Origin of the sequence: Gulosibacter sediminis, from assembly GCF_030011715.1 — a bacterium.
Lineage (GTDB): Bacteria > Actinomycetota > Actinomycetes > Actinomycetales > Microbacteriaceae > Gulosibacter > Gulosibacter sediminis.
The window spans coordinates 1-20,894 of record NZ_JASCYH010000003.1; the positions used below are offsets into that span (position 1 = coordinate 1).

Annotated in this window: 23 protein-coding genes and 1 pseudogene; 13 read left to right on the plus strand and 11 right to left on the minus strand. The window is 66.2% G+C overall.

The window, feature by feature from the left end; all coding sequences use genetic code 11:
* Window positions 1–1,005: 1,005 nt before the first annotated feature.
* Both QM019_RS12970 and QM019_RS02085 read right to left on the minus strand, forming a co-directional pair.
* The gene (locus tag QM019_RS12970; RefSeq protein ID WP_487047059.1) at window positions 1,006–1,275 is read right to left on the minus strand and encodes a hypothetical protein; all 270 of its coding nucleotides are present in this window, start codon (window positions 1,273–1,275) and stop codon (window positions 1,006–1,008) included.
* Window positions 1,161–1,538, minus strand: a pseudogene (locus QM019_RS02085) (FAD-dependent monooxygenase); the annotation flags it as partial. The pseudogene QM019_RS02085 and the gene QM019_RS12970, both read right to left, overlap by 115 nt.
* Before the next feature lie 195 nt (window positions 1,539–1,733).
* On the opposite strand from QM019_RS02085, the gene QM019_RS02090 reads away from it, so the two are divergent.
* Window positions 1,734–2,195, plus strand: a complete 462-nt coding sequence (locus QM019_RS02090; protein WP_282824835.1) for a hypothetical protein — start codon at window positions 1,734–1,736, stop codon at window positions 2,193–2,195.
* Between the two features lie 101 nt (window positions 2,196–2,296).
* Here QM019_RS02090 and QM019_RS02095 read toward each other — a convergent pair whose 3' ends face one another.
* From QM019_RS02095 to QM019_RS02125, 7 genes are all read right to left on the minus strand, one after another.
* Complete coding sequence (locus QM019_RS02095; protein ID WP_241209124.1) at window positions 2,297–2,857, minus strand: acyl-CoA thioesterase; 561 nt, start codon at window positions 2,855–2,857, stop codon at window positions 2,297–2,299.
* A gap of 60 nt (window positions 2,858–2,917) precedes the next feature.
* A complete protein-coding gene (locus QM019_RS02100; protein ID WP_193128699.1) occupies window positions 2,918–3,850 on the minus strand; it encodes a uroporphyrinogen-III synthase in 933 nt (310 codons plus the stop codon).
* Window positions 3,851–3,859: 9 nt separating this feature from the next.
* Window positions 3,860–4,579, minus strand: coding sequence for a hypothetical protein (locus tag QM019_RS02105; protein ID WP_282851680.1), 720 nt, complete (start codon window positions 4,577–4,579; stop codon window positions 3,860–3,862).
* Between the two features lie 14 nt (window positions 4,580–4,593).
* Entirely contained in the window at window positions 4,594–4,842 is a 249-nt protein-coding gene (locus QM019_RS02110) for a DUF3618 domain-containing protein (protein ID WP_193128702.1), read from the minus strand.
* On the minus strand, window positions 4,835–5,314 hold the full coding sequence (locus tag QM019_RS02115) for a phage holin family protein (RefSeq protein WP_282851681.1): 480 nt from the start codon (window positions 5,312–5,314) through the stop codon (window positions 4,835–4,837). The genes QM019_RS02110 and QM019_RS02115 overlap by 8 nt, the downstream gene beginning before the upstream one ends.
* A gap of 48 nt (window positions 5,315–5,362) precedes the next feature.
* On the minus strand, window positions 5,363–5,650 hold the full coding sequence (locus tag QM019_RS02120) for a hypothetical protein (protein WP_282851682.1): 288 nt from the start codon (window positions 5,648–5,650) through the stop codon (window positions 5,363–5,365).
* 82 nt (window positions 5,651–5,732) lie between these two features.
* The gene (locus tag QM019_RS02125; protein WP_282851683.1) at window positions 5,733–7,718 is read right to left on the minus strand and encodes a M13 family metallopeptidase; all 1,986 of its coding nucleotides are present in this window, start codon (window positions 7,716–7,718) and stop codon (window positions 5,733–5,735) included.
* Between the two features lie 66 nt (window positions 7,719–7,784).
* Here QM019_RS02125 and QM019_RS02130 point away from each other — a divergent pair, with 66 nt between their 5' ends.
* The 12 genes from QM019_RS02130 (at window position 7,785) to QM019_RS02180 (ending at window position 19,017) form a co-directional block, all read left to right on the plus strand.
* Window positions 7,785–9,107 (plus strand): MATE family efflux transporter, encoded by a 1,323-nt coding sequence (locus QM019_RS02130; RefSeq protein ID WP_282851684.1) that lies wholly within the window; start codon window positions 7,785–7,787, stop codon window positions 9,105–9,107.
* Between the two features lie 35 nt (window positions 9,108–9,142).
* On the plus strand, window positions 9,143–9,838 hold the full coding sequence (gene nucS / locus QM019_RS02135; RefSeq protein ID WP_282851685.1) for an endonuclease NucS: 696 nt from the start codon (window positions 9,143–9,145) through the stop codon (window positions 9,836–9,838).
* Between the two features lie 10 nt (window positions 9,839–9,848).
* Window positions 9,849–10,949: a glycosyltransferase family 4 protein gene (locus tag QM019_RS02140; protein ID WP_282851686.1), complete on the plus strand. Its 1,101-nt coding sequence runs from the start codon at window positions 9,849–9,851 to the stop codon at window positions 10,947–10,949.
* A 163-nt stretch (window positions 10,950–11,112) separates the two neighbouring features.
* Window positions 11,113–11,418: a lactococcin 972 family bacteriocin gene (locus tag QM019_RS12895; protein WP_413229378.1), complete on the plus strand. Its 306-nt coding sequence runs from the start codon at window positions 11,113–11,115 to the stop codon at window positions 11,416–11,418.
* An 80-nt stretch (window positions 11,419–11,498) separates the two neighbouring features.
* Window positions 11,499–12,143 (plus strand): hypothetical protein, encoded by a 645-nt coding sequence (locus QM019_RS02145; RefSeq protein ID WP_282824856.1) that lies wholly within the window; start codon window positions 11,499–11,501, stop codon window positions 12,141–12,143.
* 250 nt (window positions 12,144–12,393) lie between these two features.
* Window positions 12,394–13,182 carry a hypothetical protein gene (locus tag QM019_RS02150; protein ID WP_282851687.1) on the plus strand — a complete coding sequence of 263 codons (789 nt, stop codon included), beginning with the start codon at window positions 12,394–12,396 and terminating at the stop codon, window positions 13,180–13,182.
* Window positions 13,179–13,811 carry an ATP-binding cassette domain-containing protein gene (locus QM019_RS02155; protein ID WP_193128709.1) on the plus strand — a complete coding sequence of 211 codons (633 nt, stop codon included), beginning with the start codon at window positions 13,179–13,181 and terminating at the stop codon, window positions 13,809–13,811. The genes QM019_RS02150 and QM019_RS02155 overlap by 4 nt, the downstream gene beginning before the upstream one ends.
* A 2-nt stretch (window positions 13,812–13,813) precedes the next feature.
* Window positions 13,814–14,893 carry a hypothetical protein gene (locus QM019_RS02160; RefSeq protein WP_235988542.1) on the plus strand — a complete coding sequence of 360 codons (1,080 nt, stop codon included), beginning with the start codon at window positions 13,814–13,816 and terminating at the stop codon, window positions 14,891–14,893.
* Window positions 14,894–14,931: 38 nt separating this feature from the next.
* Window positions 14,932–15,681 carry an HAD hydrolase-like protein gene (locus QM019_RS02165; RefSeq protein ID WP_282851688.1) on the plus strand — a complete coding sequence of 250 codons (750 nt, stop codon included), beginning with the start codon at window positions 14,932–14,934 and terminating at the stop codon, window positions 15,679–15,681.
* Window positions 15,682–15,704: 23 nt separating this feature from the next.
* Entirely contained in the window at window positions 15,705–17,627 is a 1,923-nt protein-coding gene (locus tag QM019_RS02170; RefSeq protein WP_282851689.1) for a DUF2207 family protein, read from the plus strand.
* 10 nt (window positions 17,628–17,637) lie between these two features.
* Window positions 17,638–18,333 (plus strand): phosphatase PAP2 family protein, encoded by a 696-nt coding sequence (locus QM019_RS02175; RefSeq protein ID WP_125106679.1) that lies wholly within the window; start codon window positions 17,638–17,640, stop codon window positions 18,331–18,333.
* A gap of 9 nt (window positions 18,334–18,342) precedes the next feature.
* The gene (locus tag QM019_RS02180; RefSeq protein ID WP_282851690.1) at window positions 18,343–19,017 is read left to right on the plus strand and encodes a DedA family protein; all 675 of its coding nucleotides are present in this window, start codon (window positions 18,343–18,345) and stop codon (window positions 19,015–19,017) included.
* Here the strand turns inward: QM019_RS02180 and QM019_RS02185 are convergent.
* Together QM019_RS02185 and QM019_RS02190 are read right to left on the minus strand one after the other, a co-directional pair.
* Window positions 19,014–19,841 carry a formate/nitrite transporter family protein gene (locus QM019_RS02185; RefSeq protein ID WP_282851691.1) on the minus strand — a complete coding sequence of 276 codons (828 nt, stop codon included), beginning with the start codon at window positions 19,839–19,841 and terminating at the stop codon, window positions 19,014–19,016. The genes QM019_RS02180 and QM019_RS02185 overlap by 4 nt on opposite strands.
* 32 nt (window positions 19,842–19,873) lie before the next feature.
* The gene (locus QM019_RS02190; RefSeq protein WP_282851692.1) at window positions 19,874–20,818 is read right to left on the minus strand and encodes a D-alanyl-D-alanine carboxypeptidase family protein; all 945 of its coding nucleotides are present in this window, start codon (window positions 20,816–20,818) and stop codon (window positions 19,874–19,876) included.
* Window positions 20,819–20,894 lie beyond the last annotated feature (76 nt).

Genomic DNA, 20,894 nt, shown 5'->3' on the forward strand with positions numbered 1-20,894 from the left:
GTCGCGCGCAGGAGCAGCAGCGGGCCGTGCTGCTGCTCGCGCGCGACGGCGAGCAGGTTCGCGAGTTGGGCGGCGGCACGGTCGGCTGTGCCCGAAAAGTCCCAGTCGACGGGGCGGGGCTCGAGCGCGTCCCAGTCGAGCTCGACCTGCGCAACGCTCGGATGCGACAGCAGGGTGCGCACGCGGCCCCGCACGGCCGCGGCGCCGCGTTCGCCGAGCACCGGGTCGGCGAGCGGCCGCACTCGCACGTCGGCGTTGCGCTCGCGAGCGCGGTCGAGTGCCTTGTTCAGCGGCTCTGCGCCAGCCTCGGTGACGGCGTGCCTGAACAGGCTGCGCGTGGCCCGGCGCACGGCGGGCACGGCGATGAAGGGGATGCCCGGGCCGGCGAAGGCGCCAAGGCGAAACTTGCGGCGCGTGGCCGGGGTGAGCGACGCGGGGATGCGGTTGCCAAGGTCGCTCAGGCCGAAGCCCGAGGCGAGCAGGTCGTCGGGGCGGAGCACGTCGTCGACGAGGCCCCGCAGGAAGGCGGCGCCGCCCTCCTCGTCGAGCGCGCGGTCGAGGTCGCCGCGGTCGTCGAGCTTCTCGCGTCGTCGCGCGCTCGTCTCGGCTTCAAGCTGCCGGTGGAGCTCCTCGCGCCCTCGCGCATCCTCTTGCCACCATCGGCCGAGCAACTCGAGCGCGGGCGGCACGGCTGCGTCGATCGGCACGTTGCCGGGCGTCTGCACCCCCTGGCGCTCGGCCTGGGGCTCGGCGCGGTGCGGCAGCGGCGTGGGCGAGATGACCTCGGCTTGCTCGATCGGCTCGGCGTGCTCGGCGTAGTCCTCCGGCGCATCCTCTTGGCGTTTGCGATGCATCACATCGCGCACGAGATCCGCTCGTTCGACCCGTCGGGCCCGCGCCTGCGACTGTCGCGGATCCCTCCCTTCCGATGCCGGTGGCGTTGTGCCCGGGGCGCCGGGATTACCCGCGTCATCGGGGGGGAGGAGATCTGCCATAGAGGCGAGCTTACTTCGGCTGCTGCAGAATTCCGTCGAAGAACGCGGCCAATTCGGCAGTCGCGTCGAGCGGCAACACCTGGGCAACATACTGGTCGGGGCGCACGACGACGATCGCGCCGTCGCGCGAGATTTCGCGCTCGTCGAAGATGTCGTATCCCCGCCCGGCGTGTACTGGGTCATGAATCCGGCAGGGAACTCGAGGGTCTGCTCGTAGAACTCCTCGAGCTGCCCCGGGTAGTCGAACTCCTCGGGTTTGCGCGCCATCATCGACCACCACTCGCGGTCGAAGTCGATGAGGTTCTGCGCGATCGCCTGCCGTTCATCCGAGTACGAGTGCAGCAGCGAGGCGTCGGCGCGGCCCTCGAGCACGTGCCCGAGCTTCCACGAGATGTTCCAGCCGTCCTGCATCGACACGTTCATGCCCTGACCTGCCTTCGCCGAGTGGATGTGGCAGGCGTCGCCGCAGATGAAGACGTGCGGATTTTTCGTGCCCTCATCGCCGTCGTCGACCTCGTCGAACTTGTCGGTGACGCGATGGCCAGCCGCGTTCCGCATGGACTAAATCGGAACTAGTTCATGTGCTTGCGGCCCCGTAGGTGCGTACAGCCACCAGGACGCTGTCCTGAACCTCGACACTTGCAGCGAAAGACACCCGTGTCGGGCTGGGGTGCGATGCCTCGGGATCGATGTGCGTGGGGAGGTCAGGATGTCGGAGGCGCCATCTAGTTTTCCCCCATGAACAAGAACAGCGACATGATTGCGTGTGCGGCAGAGGCTTTGCGTGGCTTCGAGGCGATATGGAACCTATCTGTGTCCGACTTAATCGCCGTCGAGAACGGTCACCACTTCCATCGGGGGTGGCACATCGGCTGGATGTGGGGAAGTGACGAAGTGGACGGTTGCCACCTCGATTTCCTGAGTGAGCATCGTATGGCAGGGATGAGCGTTGCGCGGATTGCCCCGAATGGCTCGCGGACATGGATCGCCGCGCCCAAGGAAATGCGACGTCTCGGCGCAACACCGGAGGAGGATGACCGGCTGGAAAGCGAGTATCTCGAGCACAACCGACGGGCGTACGCCGATCTGCGTCGGAGGGGACTACTCCCTCCGTTTGGCGCAAATATCGGGAGCCAGGTCATCAATGAGGTCTTGCAGACTGGCGCCGGAGAAGCGCCCCCTCCTCAGAGCACGTCATGACCGCGATCCATGGTGCGACAGAGTCTCAGGAGACGCCTCCGGCCCAGACAACTCAGTGGCGGATGGTCACATCCGTGCCGGCATGCGGTTGGCGAAACGGCCTATTCGGCGGCCGCGTGCCACTCGTTCGGGTACGGCGAACGAGTTGACGGCACGCGCGCGGCCTCGGCCCACTCGAGTACCCAGTCGGGAATGAGCGCGGGCACATCGGCGGCCTCGTGCAGCTGCTCGATCACATCGGCATGGCCAAGCGCGCCGTTCGGGCCGGTGAAGCGGCCGACCACGAACGCCTGCGCGTAGATCTCGCCGTCCTTCACGAAGCGGTGCTCGATATAGAAGTTGCGGTCATCCATGCCGAGGTAGCGCGTGTTGAGGTCGTACTTGTCGCCGAGCGTGAGCGACTTGCGGTAGGTGATGGTCTGGCGCGCGACGACCGCGTTCCAACCGAGTGTCTGGATGCGCTTCCACAACCCTGTGCGCAGCATGAAATCGAGGCGCCCGAGATCCTGAATCGTCAGATATGTGCCATTGTTCATGTGCATTTGCACGTCGAGGTCAATGGGGCGCACCTTCATTTGGATGCGCGAGATGTCACGAACATCGCGGGGGCGGGCCATCTTTGCCTGCAGCCACACGCGGAGCATGCGCCAGAAAAACTTCACGCGCCGAGCCTAGGTGGCTGTGCGCGTGAAGCAATGACGGTTGTCGAGACCCTACAGTCATTAGCGGCCGTCGAGCGGCAGGTTGATCTTGCCGGTCTCGGGGCGACCCTCGTCAACGGCGGGCACGTCCTCCGGCGGTACGTCTTCGCCGAGTTCCTCGCGCTCGAGACGCATGAGCTCGCGAAGGTCGAGCGCGCTCGTCTCGGCGAGTGGCTCGCCCATGACGATCCACTCCATGCCGTCGAGCAGTGATGCGACCGAGCGCTGGCGGGCGACGACGTCGATGCGCAGGCCGAGGGCGCGTGCATCCTTCGCCGTGCGCGGACCTATCGCCGCGAGCAGGAGATCGCTCGGCACCGGCGAGAATTGCTTCTGGACCTGCTCGGCGACCGAGCCCGAGGTGATGAGCACGGCCCGGATGCGGCTGTTGCGAATGTCGTGCTGGATCGACTCGGCCGCGGGCACGCCGACGCTGCGGTAGGCGATGACCGAGTCGACGCTGTGGCCGCGGCGCGCCAGGCCGTTCGAGAACGCCGGTTTCGAGTGCTCGGAGTGGAGCCAGAGCACGCGAATCTTCGGCATGCGCCGACCGCTCTCGCGCCATTCGACGAGCAGGCCCTTCGCCGAATTGTCATGCGTCGGCACGAAGTCGACCTTGTAGCCCGCCGCCGAAAGGGCGGTCGCCGTGGTCTCACCGGCCGCGGCAATGCGGGTGCTCTCGGGCACCCGAGCTTGCAGCGAATGCATGACGTCGACGGTCGTTGCGCTCGTGACCACGAGCCAGTCGTACTCGCCGCGCTCGAGCCGCACGAGCGCATCCATGAGCTTCGGCGAGTCGCCGGGTGCCGGGCTCGCAAAGTTGATCAGGGGTGCGGTGATGGGAAACGCTCCGCGGGCGCGCACGGCTTCGGCCACGTCGTGGCCGAAGGTGCCGCCGCGAGGAACCAGAATCTTCCAACCGCGAAGCGGTCCAAGCGTTCGTTGGCTAGTCATGGCAGCGGGTCATCGGAGAACTTCAAATACCTCAGAGGAGTTGATCCAACGGCCGGTCAGCGGGGTGCCGGCCACGGCGATGGAGTCGCCGAAGGGTTCGGAGGGGTCGCCGAGCAGCCACTGCGGCTCGTCGGCCTCGGCCACAATCGTAAACGCGTCGATGCCGACGCCGACGCGCGAGTGCAGGCTCACGACCGCCGCAGCATCTTCGTCACCGAAGTCGTCGTCTTCGTCGTCATCCTCGGTCTCGTCGACCGCCTCGATCGGTTGGAGGTTCGGTTCGGCGTGACGACCCGAGCCGCCCTCGGTCGTGCCGAACGCGTCGACGAAGCTGATCCACGCGCCCGCCTCGGGCTCGAGCTCGGTGAGCTCGACCGTGAGGTCGGCCGACACGGGAGCGGTCGCAAAGTAGCGGCTGAACACGCGCAGCAGCTGGCGGTACGCCCACTGGAGGTCGTCGGCCACAGGGCCGCGCAGCCAGAGGCACACAGCGGGGTCGGCGAAGCTGCCGAGGGTGAGGTCGTAGATGCCGCGGACCTCGACGCCCTCCACGCGAATCTCGGCGAGCACGCCCTCGAAGTGCTCGAGCGACTTCACGGCCTCGTCGGCCGCAGCAACTTCGGCGTAGTCGCTGTCGGTGTTGATGCCGAACGTGGCGAAGACCGAGTAGGTCACCGGCTCGTCGGTCGTCTCGAGGCCTTCGCCCTCAAACGGTGCTGCTTCGGTCATGCCGACTCCTTTGCTTAGCCCTTGCGGTTCGCGAGCACGATGGCGCCCGCAACGATGCCCACGAGACCGAGCACGGCGCCGCCAAGCAGGCCGTAGACGCGGGTCGGGTTTTCGTCTTTCGCGCGCAGGAACTGCGCCTTGCGGTCGTCGGCCCACTCGCCGACGCGGGCGGGCACGTCGAGCCGGTACTCGAGTGCGTTGAGCGTCTCGGCGAGTTCGCGGCGCAGCTCCTCGCGGCTGCGGCTCGAGGTGTCGTTACTCATACTTGCCCATTCCCTTCAGAGCGTTGAGGTCTTGCTGAACCGATTTGACCGTGTTCTGCGGCACGACGCCCTGCATGCGCTTGAACAGCATGATGGCGACGAGCGCGGCGATGATCATGATCACGAGCAGCGCGCCCGCGACGATGAGCGCCGACAGCCACGGCGCAAACACCGTGTTCAGGCCGAGAATCGCGGCGGTGATGAGCACCGCCCAGAGCGTGATCGCGAAGAACGCGACAACCGCGAACAGGCCCGCGCCAATGCCGCCCTTAATGGCCTTGCCCTGCAACTCTTGCTTCGCCTCGGCCGCCTCGGCCTTGGCGAGCTCGATGCCGAGCCGCGGCACATCGCCGAGCAGCTTGCCGAGCGGTCGCTTGGACTTCGGGTTGAACTTGCCGAAGCGCATCGGAGCTTCCGTGCTCGGGAAGGGTCCGCGCGCGTCGGACGCGTTCGGTTTGTCGTAGGTACTCACAGGTGCCCCCTTGATTTCGAATCCACGGATGAGGTCGCGGCGACGCCACTAGCGCGAGTTGCGCGTGCCCTTGGCGCGGGTGCCGTCGCCGAAGACGAGGTTGCCGAGACCGGCGCCGATCTGGCCGACGCCCTTGAGCGTGCTCGTGACGAAGCTCGGCACGTAGGTGTCGACGAGGCCAGCAACGTTATCGCGCTGCTTCACAACGGCCTTCGAATTCCAGAGTGCGTCTGCGCGCTCCGAAATCTGCTCGTATCTTTCGCGCCCTGCACGGGTCCCCAGTACGTATCCCGTGGCGATGCCGGCAATGAGTGCGATCTTGGTTGCAGCCTTCATGGTGCGTCCTTCACAGTCGGTGGGTGATCCGGCAAACCACGTTAGTCACCGGATATATCGGTTTCGTGAGAGTGGACCCGCGCTACCAAATCTCAACACGGTCAGCTTCGTCAAGCCAAAGCGCGTCGTCGGGGCCAACCTCGAAGGCGTCGTAGAACGGGGTGAGGTTGCGCACGATCTGGTTGCAGCGGAACTCGGCGGGCGAGTGCGGGTCGACCGCGAGCAACATCTTCATGTATTCGGGGCGACGCTTCTCGCGCCAAGCCTGGGCCCACGACAGGTAGAAGCGCTGGGCGCCCGTGAGCCCGTCGATGACCGGCGACTCGGCCCCGTCGAGGTGGCGCAGGTACGCCTTCCAGGCAATGCCAAGGCCGCCGAGGTCGCCGATGTTCTCACCGATCGTGAGCTCACCGTTGACGGTCTCGCCGTCGAGGCCTGCGGGAGAGAGGGCCGAGTATTGGCCGATGAGCGAGGCCGTGTGTTGCTCGAAGGCCTCGCGGTCGGACTCGGTCCACCAGTCGACGAGCCGGCCGTCGCCGTCGTACTTCGACCCCTGGTCGTCAAAGCCGTGGCCGATCTCGTGGCCGATCACCGCGCCAATGGCGCCGTAGTTCGCCGCCGCATCGCGGTGTTCGTCGAAGAACGGCAGCTGCAGGATTGCCGCGGGGAACACGATCTCGTTCTGGTTCGGCAGGTAGTAGGCATTCACCGTCTGCGGGGTCATGAGCCACAGGTCTCGGTCGACTGCCTTGCCGATGCGCGCGTAGACGCGCTCGGTTTCGACGACCGTCGAGCGGCGCACGTTACCGACGAGGTCGCGGGGCGACACCTCGAGCTGCGAGTAGTCGAGCCACTTCACGGGATAGCCGATTTTTGGCGTGAACTTCGCAAGCTTCTCGAGCGCCTTGCGCTTCGTGTCTTCGCCCATCCACTCGAGCTCGGTGATCGAGTCGCCGTAGGCGGCGAGCAGATCGGCCACGAGCGCATCCATCTTGCTCTTGGCCTCGGGCTTGAAGTGGCGGCGCACGTACTCCTCGCCGACGACCTCGCCGAGCAGACCCTCGACGTGGGCGACGCCGCGCTTCCAGCGGGCGCGCTGCTCGGGCACGCCCTGCAGCGTGGTGCCATAGAACTCGAAGTTCACCGACGAGATCTCGGGCGAGAGCACCGCCGAGTAGCCCAGCGCGATGCGCCAGATGAGCCAGTCGCGCCACGCGTCGAGGCGGTCCTCGGTGAGCAGCGTCGCGACGCCTTCGAAGAAGCTCGGCTCGCTCACGACGAAGCGATCGAGCGCACCCTCGGGCAGCTGCAGCTCCTGCAGCCAACCGCGCATGTCGAGCCCCTCGAACTTCGCGAGGAACTCGTCGAGCGTTGTCGGGTTGTAGGTCTGGTCGGCCTCGCGCGTGCGCACGACGTCCCAGTGGTGCTTCGCGATCTCGGTCTCGAGGTCGAAGATCCGCTGTGCGCGACCCTCGGGGTTCGGCACGTCAACGAGGCGCAGCATCCGGTCGATGTGCGCGACGTAGGCCTCGCGGATCGGCGCGTACTGCTCTTCGCGGTAGTACGACTCGTCGGGCAGGCCAAGGCCGCCCTGCTCGGCGTAGAGGATGTTCGTGTCGGGGTCGCCGACGTCGCCGATGACGTACATCGCGGCGAAGCCGGAAACACCCTGGCGCTCCTGACGGCCGAGCACCCAGAGGAACTCCTCGATCGACGAGACGACGAGCGCCTGCATGATGTCCTGCGTAATCGGTTCGGCGCCGAGGCGGGTCAGCAGCTCCTCGTCCATGAACGCGGCGTAGGCGTCGGCCGCCTTGCGCAGCGGCGTGCCGGGCTCAGCGTCGGCGTGCTCCTCGAGGATCTCGCGCACCGCGACCTCGGCCTCATCGGCGAGTTGGTGGAACGAGCCGTAGCCGCTCTTGTCAGCGGGAATCTCGGTCTCGCGCAGCCAGGCGCCATTGACGTGACGGAACAGGTCGTCCTGCACCCGAACATCCTGGTCAAACGAACCGCTGTCGATGCCCGAGGGCAGCTGCTCGGTGGGCTCCGTTGCATTCTCTGCAGTCATACGCCCAACCCTATGCCAGGCCAGCCGCGACCGAGGTGGGTGCGAATGCTTCCTACAATGGGCGCGATGGCCACACAGCAACTCACGCGCCGGATGCTGGCGCTCGCGATCCCCGCCCTCGGCGCGCTGATCGCGCAGCCGCTGTTCGTCGCGACCGACACCGCAATGGTCGGCCACCTCGGCGAACCGGTGCTCGCGGGCCTCGCCGTCGGCTCGACCGTCGTCACGACGCTCGTCGGGCTCATGGTGTTTCTCGCCTACACGACGACACCGATGGTCGCCCGTCGCCTCGGCGCCGGCGACAAGCCCGGGGCCGTGCGCGCGGGCATCGACGGCATGTGGCTCGGCCTCGGCTGCGGCGTCGTGCTGCTGCTGATCGGCCTGCCGCTTGCATCGCCGATCGTCGCGGGCTTCACGCAGGATGCGCTGGTCGCCGACGCGGCAATGAGCTACCTCACGATCTCGCTCTGGGGCCTACCCGGCATGCTGCTCACGCTCGCCGCGACCGGCCTGCTTCGCGGACTGCAGGACACCCGCACCCCGCTCATCGTCTCGGTCGCCGGCGCCCTTGCGAACGTGCTGCTCAACGCCGTATTCATCTACGGCCTCAACCTCGGCATCGCAGGTTCGGCCCTCGGCACCGTCGTCGCTGAGTGGGGCATGGCGCTCGTCTACGTCGCCATCGCCCGCAAGGCGGCGATCGCACACGGCGTGACCCTGCAGCCTGGCATCGGTGACCCACGCCAGGCGCTCACCGCCTCAGGCCTCATGATTCTGCGCACCGTGACGATGCGCATTGCGCTCATCGTGCTCGTCTGGGCTGGCGGCCAGCTCGGCGTCACCGAGCTCGCGACACTGCAGGTGACGTACACGATCTACAACGTGCTCGTGTTCGTGCTCGACGCGCTTGCGATCGCCGCGCAGGCGATGGTCGGCCACGACCTCGGCGTCGGCGACCGCGACACCGTGCGGCGCGTGACGCGGCTGCTGATCTGGTGGGGCATCGGGCTCGGCCTCGCGCTCGCGGTGCTCGTCGCCGTGACTTCGAGCGTGCTCGGCTACATCTTCACGACCGATGCGCGCGTGCTCGAGCTGCTGCCCGGCGCAATCGCGACGATGGCCGCGACGCTGCCGCTGTGCGGCTTCGTTTTCGCGCTCGACGGCGTACTCATCGGCGCGGGCGACATTGCCTACCTCGCGTGGGTCGGCCTGATCAACCTCGCCGTCTTCGCGGTGTGCGTCTGGCTTGTGCTCACACTCGTACCCGCCGAGAGCGGCCTCTACTGGCTCTGGGCCGCCTACGGCGGTGGCTTCATGCTCTCGCGCGGCGCGACGCTCGCCGTGCGGGTCGCAGGCAGCCGCTGGATCGTGACCGGCGCATCCCGCTAGCCCGGCCGCGCACGCCGAGCAGCTAACCTATCGGGGTGCGTTTGGTGATTGCTCGTTGCTCAGTCGACTATGTCGGTCGGCTCACTGCCCATTTGCCCGAGGCGACGCGTCTGCTGATCCACAAAGCCGACGGCTCGCTGCTCGTGCACAGCGACGGCGGCAGCTACAAGCCCCTCAACTGGATGAGCCCGCCGTGCGTGTTCGCCGAGGTCGAGCCGAGCGATGAGCAGGCGGATGCGGGCATCGCGAAGATCTGGGAGGTCACCCACAAGAAGACGGGAGACAAGCTCCGCGTGCAGCTTTTCGAGATCGTCAGCGACTCCGACCACCACCTCGGCGTCGACCCGGGCCTCACCAAGGACGGCGTCGAGGCCCACCTGCAGGAGCTCCTCGCCGCGCAGATCGAACGGCTCGGTGACGGCCACGAATTCGTGCGCCGCGAGTACATGACCGCGATCGGACCCGTCGACATTCTCGCGCGCGACGAGTCGGGCAAGTCGGTCGCCGTCGAGATCAAGCGCCGAGGCGAAATCGATGGCGTCGAGCAACTCACGCGCTACCTCGAGCTGATGAACCGCGACCCGCTGCTCGCGCCCGTGACCGGCGTGTTTGCGGCGCAGGAGATCAAGCCGCAGGCCCGTACGCTCGCCGAGGACCGCGGCATTCGCTGCGTCGTACTCGACTACGACGACATGCGCGGCACCGACTCGGGCGCTCCGCGGCTGTTCTAGGCTGCCCGCGATGCGATTCTTCTTCGACGCCCGGTACATCCGCACCGACTTTCACGACGGCATCAGCCGCTACACGGCGCAGCTCGGCAGCGCCGTGCACGCGCTCGCCGCCGACGAGGTGACGTTTCTCATTCATGACCGGCGCCAGCTCGAGCACCTGCCCGGGGGTGCCAACTGGCTGCTGTTTCACTCGAACGAGTCGGCGCTCGAGCCGATCGCGGCGCTGAAGCTGAACAAGTACCGGCCCGACGTCGTCTTCTCGCCGCTGCAGACCATCGGCACGACCGGCCGCAAATACAAGGCGATCGTGACGCTGCACGACCTCATCTATTACCGGCACCGCCGCCCGCCGAGCAATCTCAATCTCGCGCTGCGCCTCGGCTGGCGCGCGTACCACCTCACCTACTGGCCGCAGCGGGCCGCACTCAATGGCGCCGATGCCGTTGCGACGGTGTCGGAGGTCTCGAAGCGCGAGATCGTCGGCCATCGCCTCACGAAGCGGCCGGTGCACGTGATTCCGAACGCGCCGAACGACCTGCGCGTGCTGCTGCCCACCGACGCGAGCCCCGCATCCGGCACCGGCCGCAACCTCATCTATATGGGCTCGTTCATGCCGTACAAGAACGTCGAGACGCTCATTCGCGGCATGGAGCTGCTGCCCGACCGCACCCTGCACCTGCTCAGCCGCATCTCGCCCGAGCGGCTCGAAGAGCTCGAGCGCATCGTTGAGCAGACGCCGCTCGCCGACGGCTCCGAGATCGTGTTCCACGGCGGCGTGAGCGATGAGGAGTACGCGGCCCTGCTCGCCGACGACGCGCTGCTCGTCTCCGCATCGCTCGACGAGGGCTACGGCCTGCCGATCGCCGAGGCCCTCGCGCTCGGCGTGCCCGCCGTGGTGAGCGACCTCGAGATCTTTCACGAGGTCGCGGGCGACGGCGCCGCCTACTTCGCGGCGACGAGCCCCGACGAGTTCGCGCAGCAGGTCGAATCACTCAGCACGCCCGAGGGGCGCCAGGCGACATCGGCCGCCGGTCTCGAGCACATTTCGCGGTTCACGTGGGCTGCCTCGGCGCAGCGGCTGCTCGAGCTGGCGCGCGAACTCAAGGGGTAGGGACCGAATCCGAGCGTCTAGATCTCGACACAAGTTGTCATTTTTTAGACGCAGTACATTTGCTGTTGACAGGTGTCGTCGATCTGTGCAGAATTGCTACTGCCCCATGGAGCATTGATGCCATCTCAAACAGAGAGACTCCGATGAAAAAAATCGTCTGGCAATCGTCCTAACAACCGCTGCTCTCACCGTCGCTAGCATTGCTGGCGGCGCGGGAGCCGCAAACGCAACAACTGAGTACCCACAAGGCGGTACTTGGCAATACGGTGTACACGAACCGTCCAGCACAATCTTGGTGTATTCGAACTACCACCACCCGTCCAAGAAGCATCGATCTACAGCATGCAATAAGAACTCGTGTAGTCGTTCCGCCGACAAGGGCGCAAACGTCTGGTCTTATGCGAGCATCACAGCGAGCGGATCCATCTTTGGCGGGAACGGCAACACCGCCTACTATCACGTCTACTAGTTGAGAGCTGCATGGCGGGATGACATTGTTCGTTGCCCGCCATGCAGCCCCTCCCCGTCTAGCAACCGGACCGGAGTTTAATGATCGCCTGGAAGCACTCAAGGGATGCACTGCACGCTATCGCCACTTGTGTCGGGTTGGCGTTAGTTCTGAGCGGCTGTACTGCAACCGCCGAAGAGCCGCATCAAGACCTCGTGGACACCACAGAGAATCTATCAACAGAAGCTCCGGAATTCTCAGGCCCTTGGGCGAGTGAATTCACCGCAGCGTATCAAAAAGCACCGAATGCGCAAGTACGGGAGTATCTCGCTGACGAAGAAATTAGCGAGGCAGAGAAACAGACGTTAACCGAGTCATTCCGCACTTGTCTGGCCGCGCAGGGCGTAACCTTTGACGATTTCAACGAAGATGGTTCCTTCGAATTCACCTTCGAAGAATCGGTCGGCCCTGACAACGCGAACACAATCGCCGACGAGTGCTCTGCCAGCGAGGGTGTCGACACGGCGATAAGCCTCTACTATTCGATCCACGCCAACCCCGAAAACAAAGATCAAAGCGTCGATATCGCAGCATGCATGGTTCGTTCGGGCACAGTGATCTCGACGTACAGTGCGGAGGACTACAAGTCATCGCCCCTCAGCGATTACGTTCTCGGCGACGAGGCGGCGGCGATCGAGGCAGTCCAGATGTGCGAGAGCAATCCGACGGGTGCCTTCGGTGGCTAGGTGGAGCGGCACGAAAGCAGGAGTTGCAATCGCTGTCGCCGTCACCGTGTTCGCGACCGGAGCTGCGGTGGGGCACCTGACCCTGCCAGGCAATGCCCCTGACCAGCTGGCACAGGCGTCAACGATTACCGAGTTTGCAGTAACTACCGAGTCGTTCGACGACGCCCGAACCGTGCAGGTTCGCTTTGATTCAACGGGGAACACCGAAGTGACCCCCGAGACCGCGGGCCGGGTCACTTCAACTTCATGCGTGACCGGGGGCTCGTTCACATCGGGCACGGTCGCCGCAGCGATCGACGGCGTCGAACTGCTCGCGCTCAGCACGACGACTCCGCTCTGGCGATCACTCACGGTAGGCGACACCGGCGACGATGTCGAAGCCCTCCGAACCGAGATGGTGCGCCTCGGCGTAGATGTCGCAAGTACAGGTGCCGTTGATGCCGAGCTCATCAATGCATTCACGTCGCTTCTTGGCAGCAACTCTGCAAATGCAACGACGATTCCGCTCGAGCGCATCTTGTGGTTGCCGTCATCAGAAGCACACATCGTCTCGTGCGATGCGCCGCTAGGCGCCACCGTAGATACTGGCACCCCGCTGGCGACCGTCGCGGGCCTTATCAACGGCATCCAAGTGCTCGATTTCCCGACCGATCTCGTTCCAGGCGAACACGTGCTCGAAGTCGCTGGCATCACTGCGCCAGTCAACGAGTCCGGTGCCGTTACCGACGCGGCTGCTCTGGAAGCCGCGGGCCAATCGTCCCAGTGGCTCTCAGCATCAACCGCGGAGAATCCCGCTGACGCCGCGATCTCGGGGGTTGTTGCGCTCACTGTGCCGGTCTCCGTCGCGGCCGTCGCACCCGCGGCCGTATTCGCGGTAGACGGCACCAGCGCGTGCATTGCGACCGCCGATACCGACATTGCTGTCACGGTCATCGGTTCACGACTCGGCAAGACATATGTTGAGCCCGCTGCTGGGGGCGAGCTGCCGGCAACGGTGACGGCGCCCAGCGACCCACGACGCGACTGCAATCCGCAATGAGCGGAGTGCGCCTGCAAGGCCTCGGCCACCGTTTCTCAACTGAGGGGCCGTGGTTGTTTCGCGATCTCACCGACACATTCGTGCCCGGCGAGCGTTGCGCGGTGACTGGGCCCAGCGGGAGCGGGAAGAGCACGCTCCTCTCCATCATCGCGGGCTGGCTCAAACCCGCCGAGGGTGACGCCGTCCTCGACGACATTGCAAAGGTGCAGTGGGTGTTCCAGAATCCGCACGGGGTCCCCCGCCGAGCTGCGATCGATCACATCGCGCTCCCGCTCCTTGCCGCGGGGCTGACTCCCAAAGAGGCGGATGCGCAGGCCGAAGAGTTGTGTGAACGGGTCGGTCTCGACCACATCATCGACCGACGTCCGTTCTCTCAATTGTCAGGTGGCGAGGGTCAGCGCCTCATGCTCGCGCGCGCCCTCTCAGCTGGCCCCGATCTCTTGCTTGTCGATGAACCAACTGCTCAGCTTGACCGTCGCAATGCGCACACTGTCAACAGGGCCATCGCAGCGATCGGTGACGCGGGTGGCATCGTGCTCGTCGCGACCCACGACGCCGAGACAGCTGCATCCTGCGACCGACAGGTCGACCTCGGAGCCTACGCAGCGGGCGAACGGGTGGGTTCATAATCATGCGGGCCGATGCCATCGTTCGTGAGGCGACAAGAGATGTCTTAACGGGAACGGCGCGAGTCCTTACCCTCGGGCTCGTCTATGTCTGCCTCATCGGCATTCTGCTGCTTCACGAACTCACTTCGGTGATCGACCTTCTCGATGCCGCTGACGACTACCAAGCGCGGGGCGCAAACGTGCACGTCGTGACGGCCGAGGGCCGTATCGACGGGGCGGCCTGCGAAGCACTCAGTGCCGACTTCGGAGTCGATAGCGCCGCAGTCCGCGCGCTTCCCGGTCAGTTGCGCGTCAACATCATGCAGAACGTCCCCCTCAGCCAGTACGCCGCCACCCCCGGTATCGCGGCCGTGCTCGGCGTGACTGCAACCAACGGGGGTCCAACGCCAAGCGGCGCATTTGTTGGCTCCCCAGTCCTCAACGAGTTTGGTGCCACCACCAGACTCGCCACGAACGCCGGTGACATCGATATCGCCGGCGTCTACTCCTATCCCGACGACGGCCGCCGTGAGGGCTACGGTTACGCGGTCATGCTCCCCGAGCCCGTGGGCGAGGTTGCATACGACGAATGCTGGGTCCGCTCGTGGCCCGAACCCGCAAACCTCAACGCCATGCTGAGTTCGGTGGTGCTCCCCGCAGCGACCGCGGACGAGGGCGGCCCCGAGTTCGTGCAGCTCAATCCGTCGCTGGGAAGCAGCTTCGATGGTGCCTCGATGTTTGCCGATCGACTGAGTCGGTTCGACGGGGTCGCTGCCGTCGTGTTTGGCGCCGTCCTCGGGTTCTTCGCTGTACGGGCGCGTCGCCTCGAACTCGCGTCGGCCCGGCATGCGGGGGTGTCGACCAGCGCCCTGCTGCGCATCCAACTACTCCAACACGGGGTCTGGCTGCTGCTCGCCACGGCGGTGCTTATTTCGTTCACGCTCGTGGCGGCCACGACGCATTCAGATTCGTTGGGCTCGCTGCTAGGCCTTGGGCTGCGCGTGATCCTGCTTGGCGTCCCCGGGGCCGTCGCGGGCATCACCATCGCAGTCGTGAGCATCCGCGAACATGCCTTGTTCGCGTTCTTCAAAGAACGGTCGTAGCCGCTGACGCTCAGTGGCGTGAGGCTACCCTGGAGCGCGTGACCACCGACGAATCGATTGAGACCCGCACGGCGCAGCCCGCCGCATCCCTGCCGCCCCGCGCCGTGAGCCTGCCGCACGGCACCGGCATCGCGCCGTTTACGGCCGTGCTGTGGGATCTCGACGGCACGATCAGCGACTCGGCCGCCGGCATCATCGACGCGATGCGCCGCACCTATGACACGCTGCGCATGCCGATTCCCGACGGCGCGACGCTGCGCAGCTACGTCGGCCCTCCGATCATCGACACGTTCCGCGAGCAGGGGCTCGACGACGCGATCGAGATCAACCACGCGCTCGAGACGTACCGCGAGATTTACGACGCGGATGGCCTGCTCGCGTCGCCGCAGTTCCCCGGCGTCGGCGACATCATCCGTGAACTGAACGCCGCTGGCATGCCGCAGTCGACCGCGACGAGCAAGCCCGAAGAGGCGGCGACCCGCGTGCTCGAGGCGTACGGTCTCGCCTCGCAGTTCGACTTCATCACCGGCGCGACCGCCGACGAGTCGCGCTCCGAGAAGGCCGACGTCGTAGCCGAGGCGCTCGCTCGCCTGCGCGGCGCCGGCGTCGACCTTAGCAACGTGCTCATGATCGGCGACCGGTTCTACGACGTCGAGGGCTCGGGCGAGCACGGCGTACCCGCGACCTACGTCACCTGGGGCTACGGCCACCTCGGCGAGGAGGCCGGTGCGGTTGCCGTCGTCACGACGCCGGCCGAGCTGCGCAGCGTGTTGGGACTGCCGCAGTAGGGGGCCGGCGAGTGAGGAGCAGGATGCGCACACAACGACTCCCCCGCCCCGCCGCCTTCACGGTGCTCACGACGCTGCTCGCCGCGATCATCCTGGCGCTGACCCCGACCGCCGCGAGCGCGCAACAGCCCGCAGCCACCGGCGTCAATGACTTCTCGTTTTCGAGTTGGCACACCGAGATCGACGCGACGATCGACCGAGGCGCCTTCGGCGGCGAGGTCGTGCGCTCGAAGTTCACCGAGACCATCACGGCCGAGTTCCCCGATTTCGACCAGAACCGCGGCATCGTGCGCGGGATTCCCGTCGACATGGGCGGGCAGACGATGCGCATCGAGGATGTCTCGGTGACCGATGGCGACGGCAATCCCGTGCCGTACGATACCGAGCAGGAGTTCGGGGCGAACGACCTCGTGCTCGTGATCGGCAACGAGTTCGTGCACGGCTCGACGACCTACGTGATCGAGTACACCCTCGTGAACACGCTCATCGCGTATGACTCTTCGTACCCCCACGTGCTCTACGCCCCAAACCTCACGCCGCCGAATCGGTACCAAGACATCGAGGAGTTCTCGGCGGAGGTGCGCCTCGACTCCGAGATCTGGCAGGCGCTGCGCGAGCAATCCGACTACGACGACTCCCCCGACTACGACGGCCTCGACGCGAACTGCTACATCGGCGCGAGCTTCAAAGATGACTACTGTGACTTTTCGGTCGAATCTGGTGACGGCGTCACGGTCATCACCGTCGATTCGGTGAACCTCGGCGAGGAGGACGTCACGCTCGACCTGCGGCTCGACGCGAGCGAGGTGCAGCTGCCGAACTTCCTCGAGAAGCTCAGCGACACGCAGCGGCTCGCGTTCTGGCTCGTGCTCGGCACGCTCGCCGTGGCGATCGCACTGCTCGTGCTGCTGCAGCGCTCGCGCAGGCCCCGGCCGCTCACGCCGATCATCCCCCGCTACTCGAGCGACATCTCGCCCATTCGAGCGGCCATCGTGCTGCAGGGTGGTCGCCTGCCGGATCAGGGCCCGCCGTTCCGTGCCCACGTGCTCGACGCCGCCGTGCGCGGTGGCGTGCTGCTCGAGGAGTACCGGCCGAAGAATGCCAAGCCAGACTCGAAGCCACTTGTACGAGTGCGCTATGCCGAGCCCACCGAGGAGCTCCCGGGGCAGACCAAGCATTTCCTCCACAATGTGCTGGACATTCGCGAGTCGGGCGACAACGAGTTGCTCGTGAATAACAGCCAGACGCTCGTGAAGCGCTGGCGCCCGTTCGTCAAGGCCGCGGTCAAGCGGGTCGAAACGGATGGGCTCGCCGACGTTTCGGGGCGGGTGCGGCTTTGGAAGCTGCTCGCGTCGATCGCTATCTTGCTCTTCATCGCCGCCGTTGCGTTCGTGATCGGGCAATTCGCGCATGTGAGCGAGGACGTCATGTGGATTCCCCTCTGCTCAACGATCCTCGGCATCGTGGCCGTCATTGCGCTGCTCGTCGTGATCACCCTCAACCCACGCACACTCACCCAGTCGGGACGCGAGGTGCTCACCGAACTCTACGGCGTGCGCGACTACCTGCGCCTCGCCGAGGAAGACCGACTTCGAGCGCTGCAGGGCCCCGACACCGCCGAGCGCATCTCCGGGCCTGGCCCCGACTCAGCGACCGTGCTGCACGTGTACGAGCGGCTGCTGCCATTCGCGGTGCTGTTCAAGATGTCCAAGAAGTGGTCGGAGCTCATCGATCTCAAATACGCCGAAGCGCAAACCTCGCCGTCGTACGTGAGTGGTCACGCCGCGGGCATCATGTGGGCCGACCAGCAACTCCACGGGGTGAGCCCGACTTACTCCGCGCCGAGCGACTCGAGCGGCGGCGGCTACTCAGGCTCGTCGAGCTCGTTCTCGGGCGGCGGCGCGGCCGGCGGCGGTTTCGGCGGAGGTTCAGTCGGCGGGCACTAAATTCGCAGCCATGACTGATCCGAAGTTGACGCGTGAGGTGAGCGCCAGGGTCTCGCGACGCTGGCCGCTCGTCTCGGCCATTACGGCGTTCGTGCTCGTCGCGGTGCTCGCGCTCATCGTTGTCTACCGCGAGGCGAACAAGCCGTTCGGCTTCGAGGTCGAGTGGATGAGCGAGCTCGTCGAGCACCGTGGCGAGCCCTGGACCTGGCTCGCGCTTATTTTCAATAGCGTCGGCGGTGGCGTGCTCGCGATCGCCGTGATTCCCGTCGTGACGATCGTGGGGCTGCTACTGCTTCGGCGGCCGTGGGCGGCGCTCTACTACGCCTCCGCGACAATCCTCGCGACGCTCATCGTGCAGCTCGTGAAGAACATCGTCGGGCGCCCGCGCCCCCTCGACATCCTCGTCGCGGCCGACCCAGGGTCGTTCCCCTCGGGCCACAGTGCGAATGCTGCGGTCATGGCTGCGACGTTCGCGATCATCTTCCCCCGCGTCTGGGTCTGGGTCGCCGGCGCGGTCTACACGGTCGGCATGATGCTCTCGCGTACCTACCTCGGCGCGCACTGGATCTCCGACACCATCGGCGGCCTGCTCATTGCGCTCGGCATCGCGATCATCATCTGGGCTCCGCTCGCGAGCCGGCTGCAGCGCGAGCGCGAGCGACCGCATCCGCCTATCTGGCAACGCGTCTCCAGCGAAACCGCGTAGCCTCTCGTGGTGCCGTTTCATTTCGCGATCCTCGACATCCTTGACCCCGAGACCTTGCTGCCCGCGCTCGGGCCCTGGGTGCTCATCGGCATCGGTATCATCATCTTCATCGAGTCGGGGGTGCTCTTCCCATTCCTGCCCGGCGACTCGCTGATCGTCACCGCGGCGATTCTCGCGACGCAGCTCGGCCTCACGCCGTGGTCGATCGCCATCGTCGCGATTGTCGCCGCCATCGCGGGCGACCAGGTCGGCTACTGGCTCGGCATCCGCTTCGGGCGCCGGTTGTTCAAGCCGGATGCGCGCATCCTGCGTACCGACCACCTCGAGACGGCCGAGCGGTTCTTCGCGAAGTACGGCCCGTTCGCGCTCGTGCTCGGCCGCTTCGTGCCCATCGTGCGCACCTATGTGCCGCTCGCCGCGGGTACTGCGTCGCTGAAGTACCGCCGCTTCGTCATGTGGAACGTGCTCGGCGCCCTGCTCTGGGTGATCAGCCTCACGCTCGTCGGCACGCTGCTCGGCGGCATTCCGTTCGTGCGCGACAACATCGACGTACTCGCGATCGTCATCGTGCTCGTCTCGGTGCTGCCGGTCGTCATCGGCGCGCTCGTGCGCTGGCGCCGCGAGCGTAAGAATGGCCGCGCCGTGGAGCCGATCGTCGCCGACGACGCGAGCCTGCTCGACTAATCGCGAGGGGCCTCGCGCGACTCGAGGCGCTCATCCACCTCGGCCTCAACGCGCGGTCGTCCGCCGACCAGCCAATATCCGGCGCCGACGATCAGTCCGCCGCCGACCAGGTTGCCAAGCCCGACCCAGAGCAGGTTACCGCCGAACAGCGCCCAGCTCGCGTTCGGGTCGCCGAGCAGTAGGCCGATGCCGTAGGTCGTCATGTTCGCGACGACGTGCTCGAAGCCCGAACTGATGAACGCCGTGATTGCGGCGAAGATGAGCAGGATCTTCGCGACCTCGTTCGCGACGCGCGCGGCCATCCAGATCGCGAGGCAGACGAGCAGATTGCAGAGGATGCCACGGGTGAACAACTCGAGCGGACCTTCGGCTGCCTTCGCGGCGAGCAGTTCGGTGAGCATCGAACCGCCGGCGGCGTTCGCGCGCAGCACGCCCGAGGCGACGATGAGCGCTGAGAACGCGAGCGCGCCGAGCAGGTTCGCCGCGAACGTCGCGAGCATGCCGCCGAGCGCGCGCAGGCCCGTGATGCTGCGCATGAGCGCACCCTGGGTGGCGATCATCATGGTTGAGGTGACGAGCTCGCCGCCCGCGAAGACGACGATGGTGAGCGCGATGCCGAACACGACGCCGGCGACGAGCTTCGCGAAGCCGTCGCCCGCCTCGATGAGCGGGCCCGCCGTGCAAACCATGAGCACGATGCCGACGCCGATGTAGGCGCCCGCGAGCATGCCTGAGACGAGAAAGCGGCCGGGCGTGCGCAGCAGCGCCATCTTCGTCGCGGCGGCCTGCGCCTGGGCCTGCAGGGTGTCAGTGATAGCGAGCACGTCGGCGCCTTCTCGAAGTGGTGGTCGCGGCCCTAGTCTTCGTAGTCGGGGGCCGGTTCGACGCCGAGGAACTCCTCGTACGTCGCCGCGCCCGACTCGTGGTAGTCCGCGGCGGCGTCAACGCCGATGAAGCGATAGTGCCACGGTTCGTACTCGTACCCCGTCACGTCGGTCTCGCCATCGGGGTAGCGCAGGATGAAGCCGTACTCGTGCGAGTGCGCGACGAGCCAGTCGCTCGCTTCGGTTTCTCCAAAGCACTCGGTGAGGACGCAGTCGCTCTCGCCGGGCGCCGAGATGTCGGCCGCGAGGCCAGTCTGGTGCTCGCTTGATCCGGGGCGCGCGCTCGTGAGATCGGCGCCCTTCTGCCCGAGGTCTTCGACGTAGCCGTTGTAGAGCTCGGTCTGGAGGTCGTAGTCGCGGTAGCCGCTCGTCATGTCGAGCGTGATGCCGTCGGCGAGCGCGGCTTCGTACATGTCCTTGAATGCCTCGGCCGCGTCCTCGCGCAGCGAGTGATCGTTCATCGACGGGACGTCAAGTTTGGTGAGCTTGATCGTCGGCTTCGGCGCGTAGTCGACGGGGTCGAGCGAATAGTGCTTGTTCACGAGCACCGTGACGCTGCTGCCCGTCGAGATGTCGTAGGGCAAGTCGGTGGTCGGGGCGCCGGGTGCGGCGGATGCGGTGGGCGTGGCCGTCGCGGTCGGGGACTCATTCGCGGTGCCGGACGCGCTCGGCGTCGACGACGCGCTGCTCGAGGGCGTTACCTGGCTGGCCGAACTCGAGTTCGTCGCCTGCACGACCGTGACGACATCGGCGGGCGCGCCCCAGCCGGTCGCCGCCGCGAAGCCGATGCCCACCACCGCGAGCGCCGCGGCACCGGTGATACCGATGACGGCGCGGCGCCGAGCGTAGTTCGGGGTGGTGGTCGACTCGTCAGGGGTGGTCAACGGGTCGGCGGACTCGCTCGGTGAAGACGTCATTCGGCACTTTCTTGTTGGACTCGTGCCAGTTTCGCACGCAGAAGGATCCCCGACGGGGAGTACCCGCCGGGGATCC

Coding starts and splice junctions, on each gene's coding strand:
- QM019_RS02175 (WP_125106679.1), top strand. CDS start 17,638: ATGACTGATCCGAAGTTGACGCGTGAGGTGAGCGCCAGGGTCTCGCGA.
- QM019_RS02105 (WP_282851680.1), bottom strand. CDS start 4,579: ATGACCGAAGCAGCACCGTTTGAGGGCGAAGGCCTCGAGACGACCGAC.
- QM019_RS02140 (WP_282851686.1), top strand. CDS start 9,849: ATGCGATTCTTCTTCGACGCCCGGTACATCCGCACCGACTTTCACGAC.
- QM019_RS02145 (WP_282824856.1), top strand. CDS start 11,499: ATGATCGCCTGGAAGCACTCAAGGGATGCACTGCACGCTATCGCCACT.
- QM019_RS02160 (WP_235988542.1), top strand. CDS start 13,814: ATGCGGGCCGATGCCATCGTTCGTGAGGCGACAAGAGATGTCTTAACG.
- QM019_RS02090 (WP_282824835.1), top strand. CDS start 1,734: ATGAACAAGAACAGCGACATGATTGCGTGTGCGGCAGAGGCTTTGCGT.
- QM019_RS02130 (WP_282851684.1), top strand. CDS start 7,785: ATGGCCACACAGCAACTCACGCGCCGGATGCTGGCGCTCGCGATCCCC.
- QM019_RS02125 (WP_282851683.1), bottom strand. CDS start 7,718: ATGACTGCAGAGAATGCAACGGAGCCCACCGAGCAGCTGCCCTCGGGC.
- QM019_RS02100 (WP_193128699.1), bottom strand. CDS start 3,850: ATGACTAGCCAACGAACGCTTGGACCGCTTCGCGGTTGGAAGATTCTG.
- QM019_RS02170 (WP_282851689.1), top strand. CDS start 15,705: ATGCGCACACAACGACTCCCCCGCCCCGCCGCCTTCACGGTGCTCACG.
- QM019_RS02190 (WP_282851692.1), bottom strand. CDS start 20,818: ATGACGTCTTCACCGAGCGAGTCCGCCGACCCGTTGACCACCCCTGAC.
- QM019_RS02120 (WP_282851682.1), bottom strand. CDS start 5,650: ATGAAGGCTGCAACCAAGATCGCACTCATTGCCGGCATCGCCACGGGA.
- QM019_RS02155 (WP_193128709.1), top strand. CDS start 13,179: ATGAGCGGAGTGCGCCTGCAAGGCCTCGGCCACCGTTTCTCAACTGAG.
- QM019_RS02110 (WP_193128702.1), bottom strand. CDS start 4,842: ATGAGTAACGACACCTCGAGCCGCAGCCGCGAGGAGCTGCGCCGCGAA.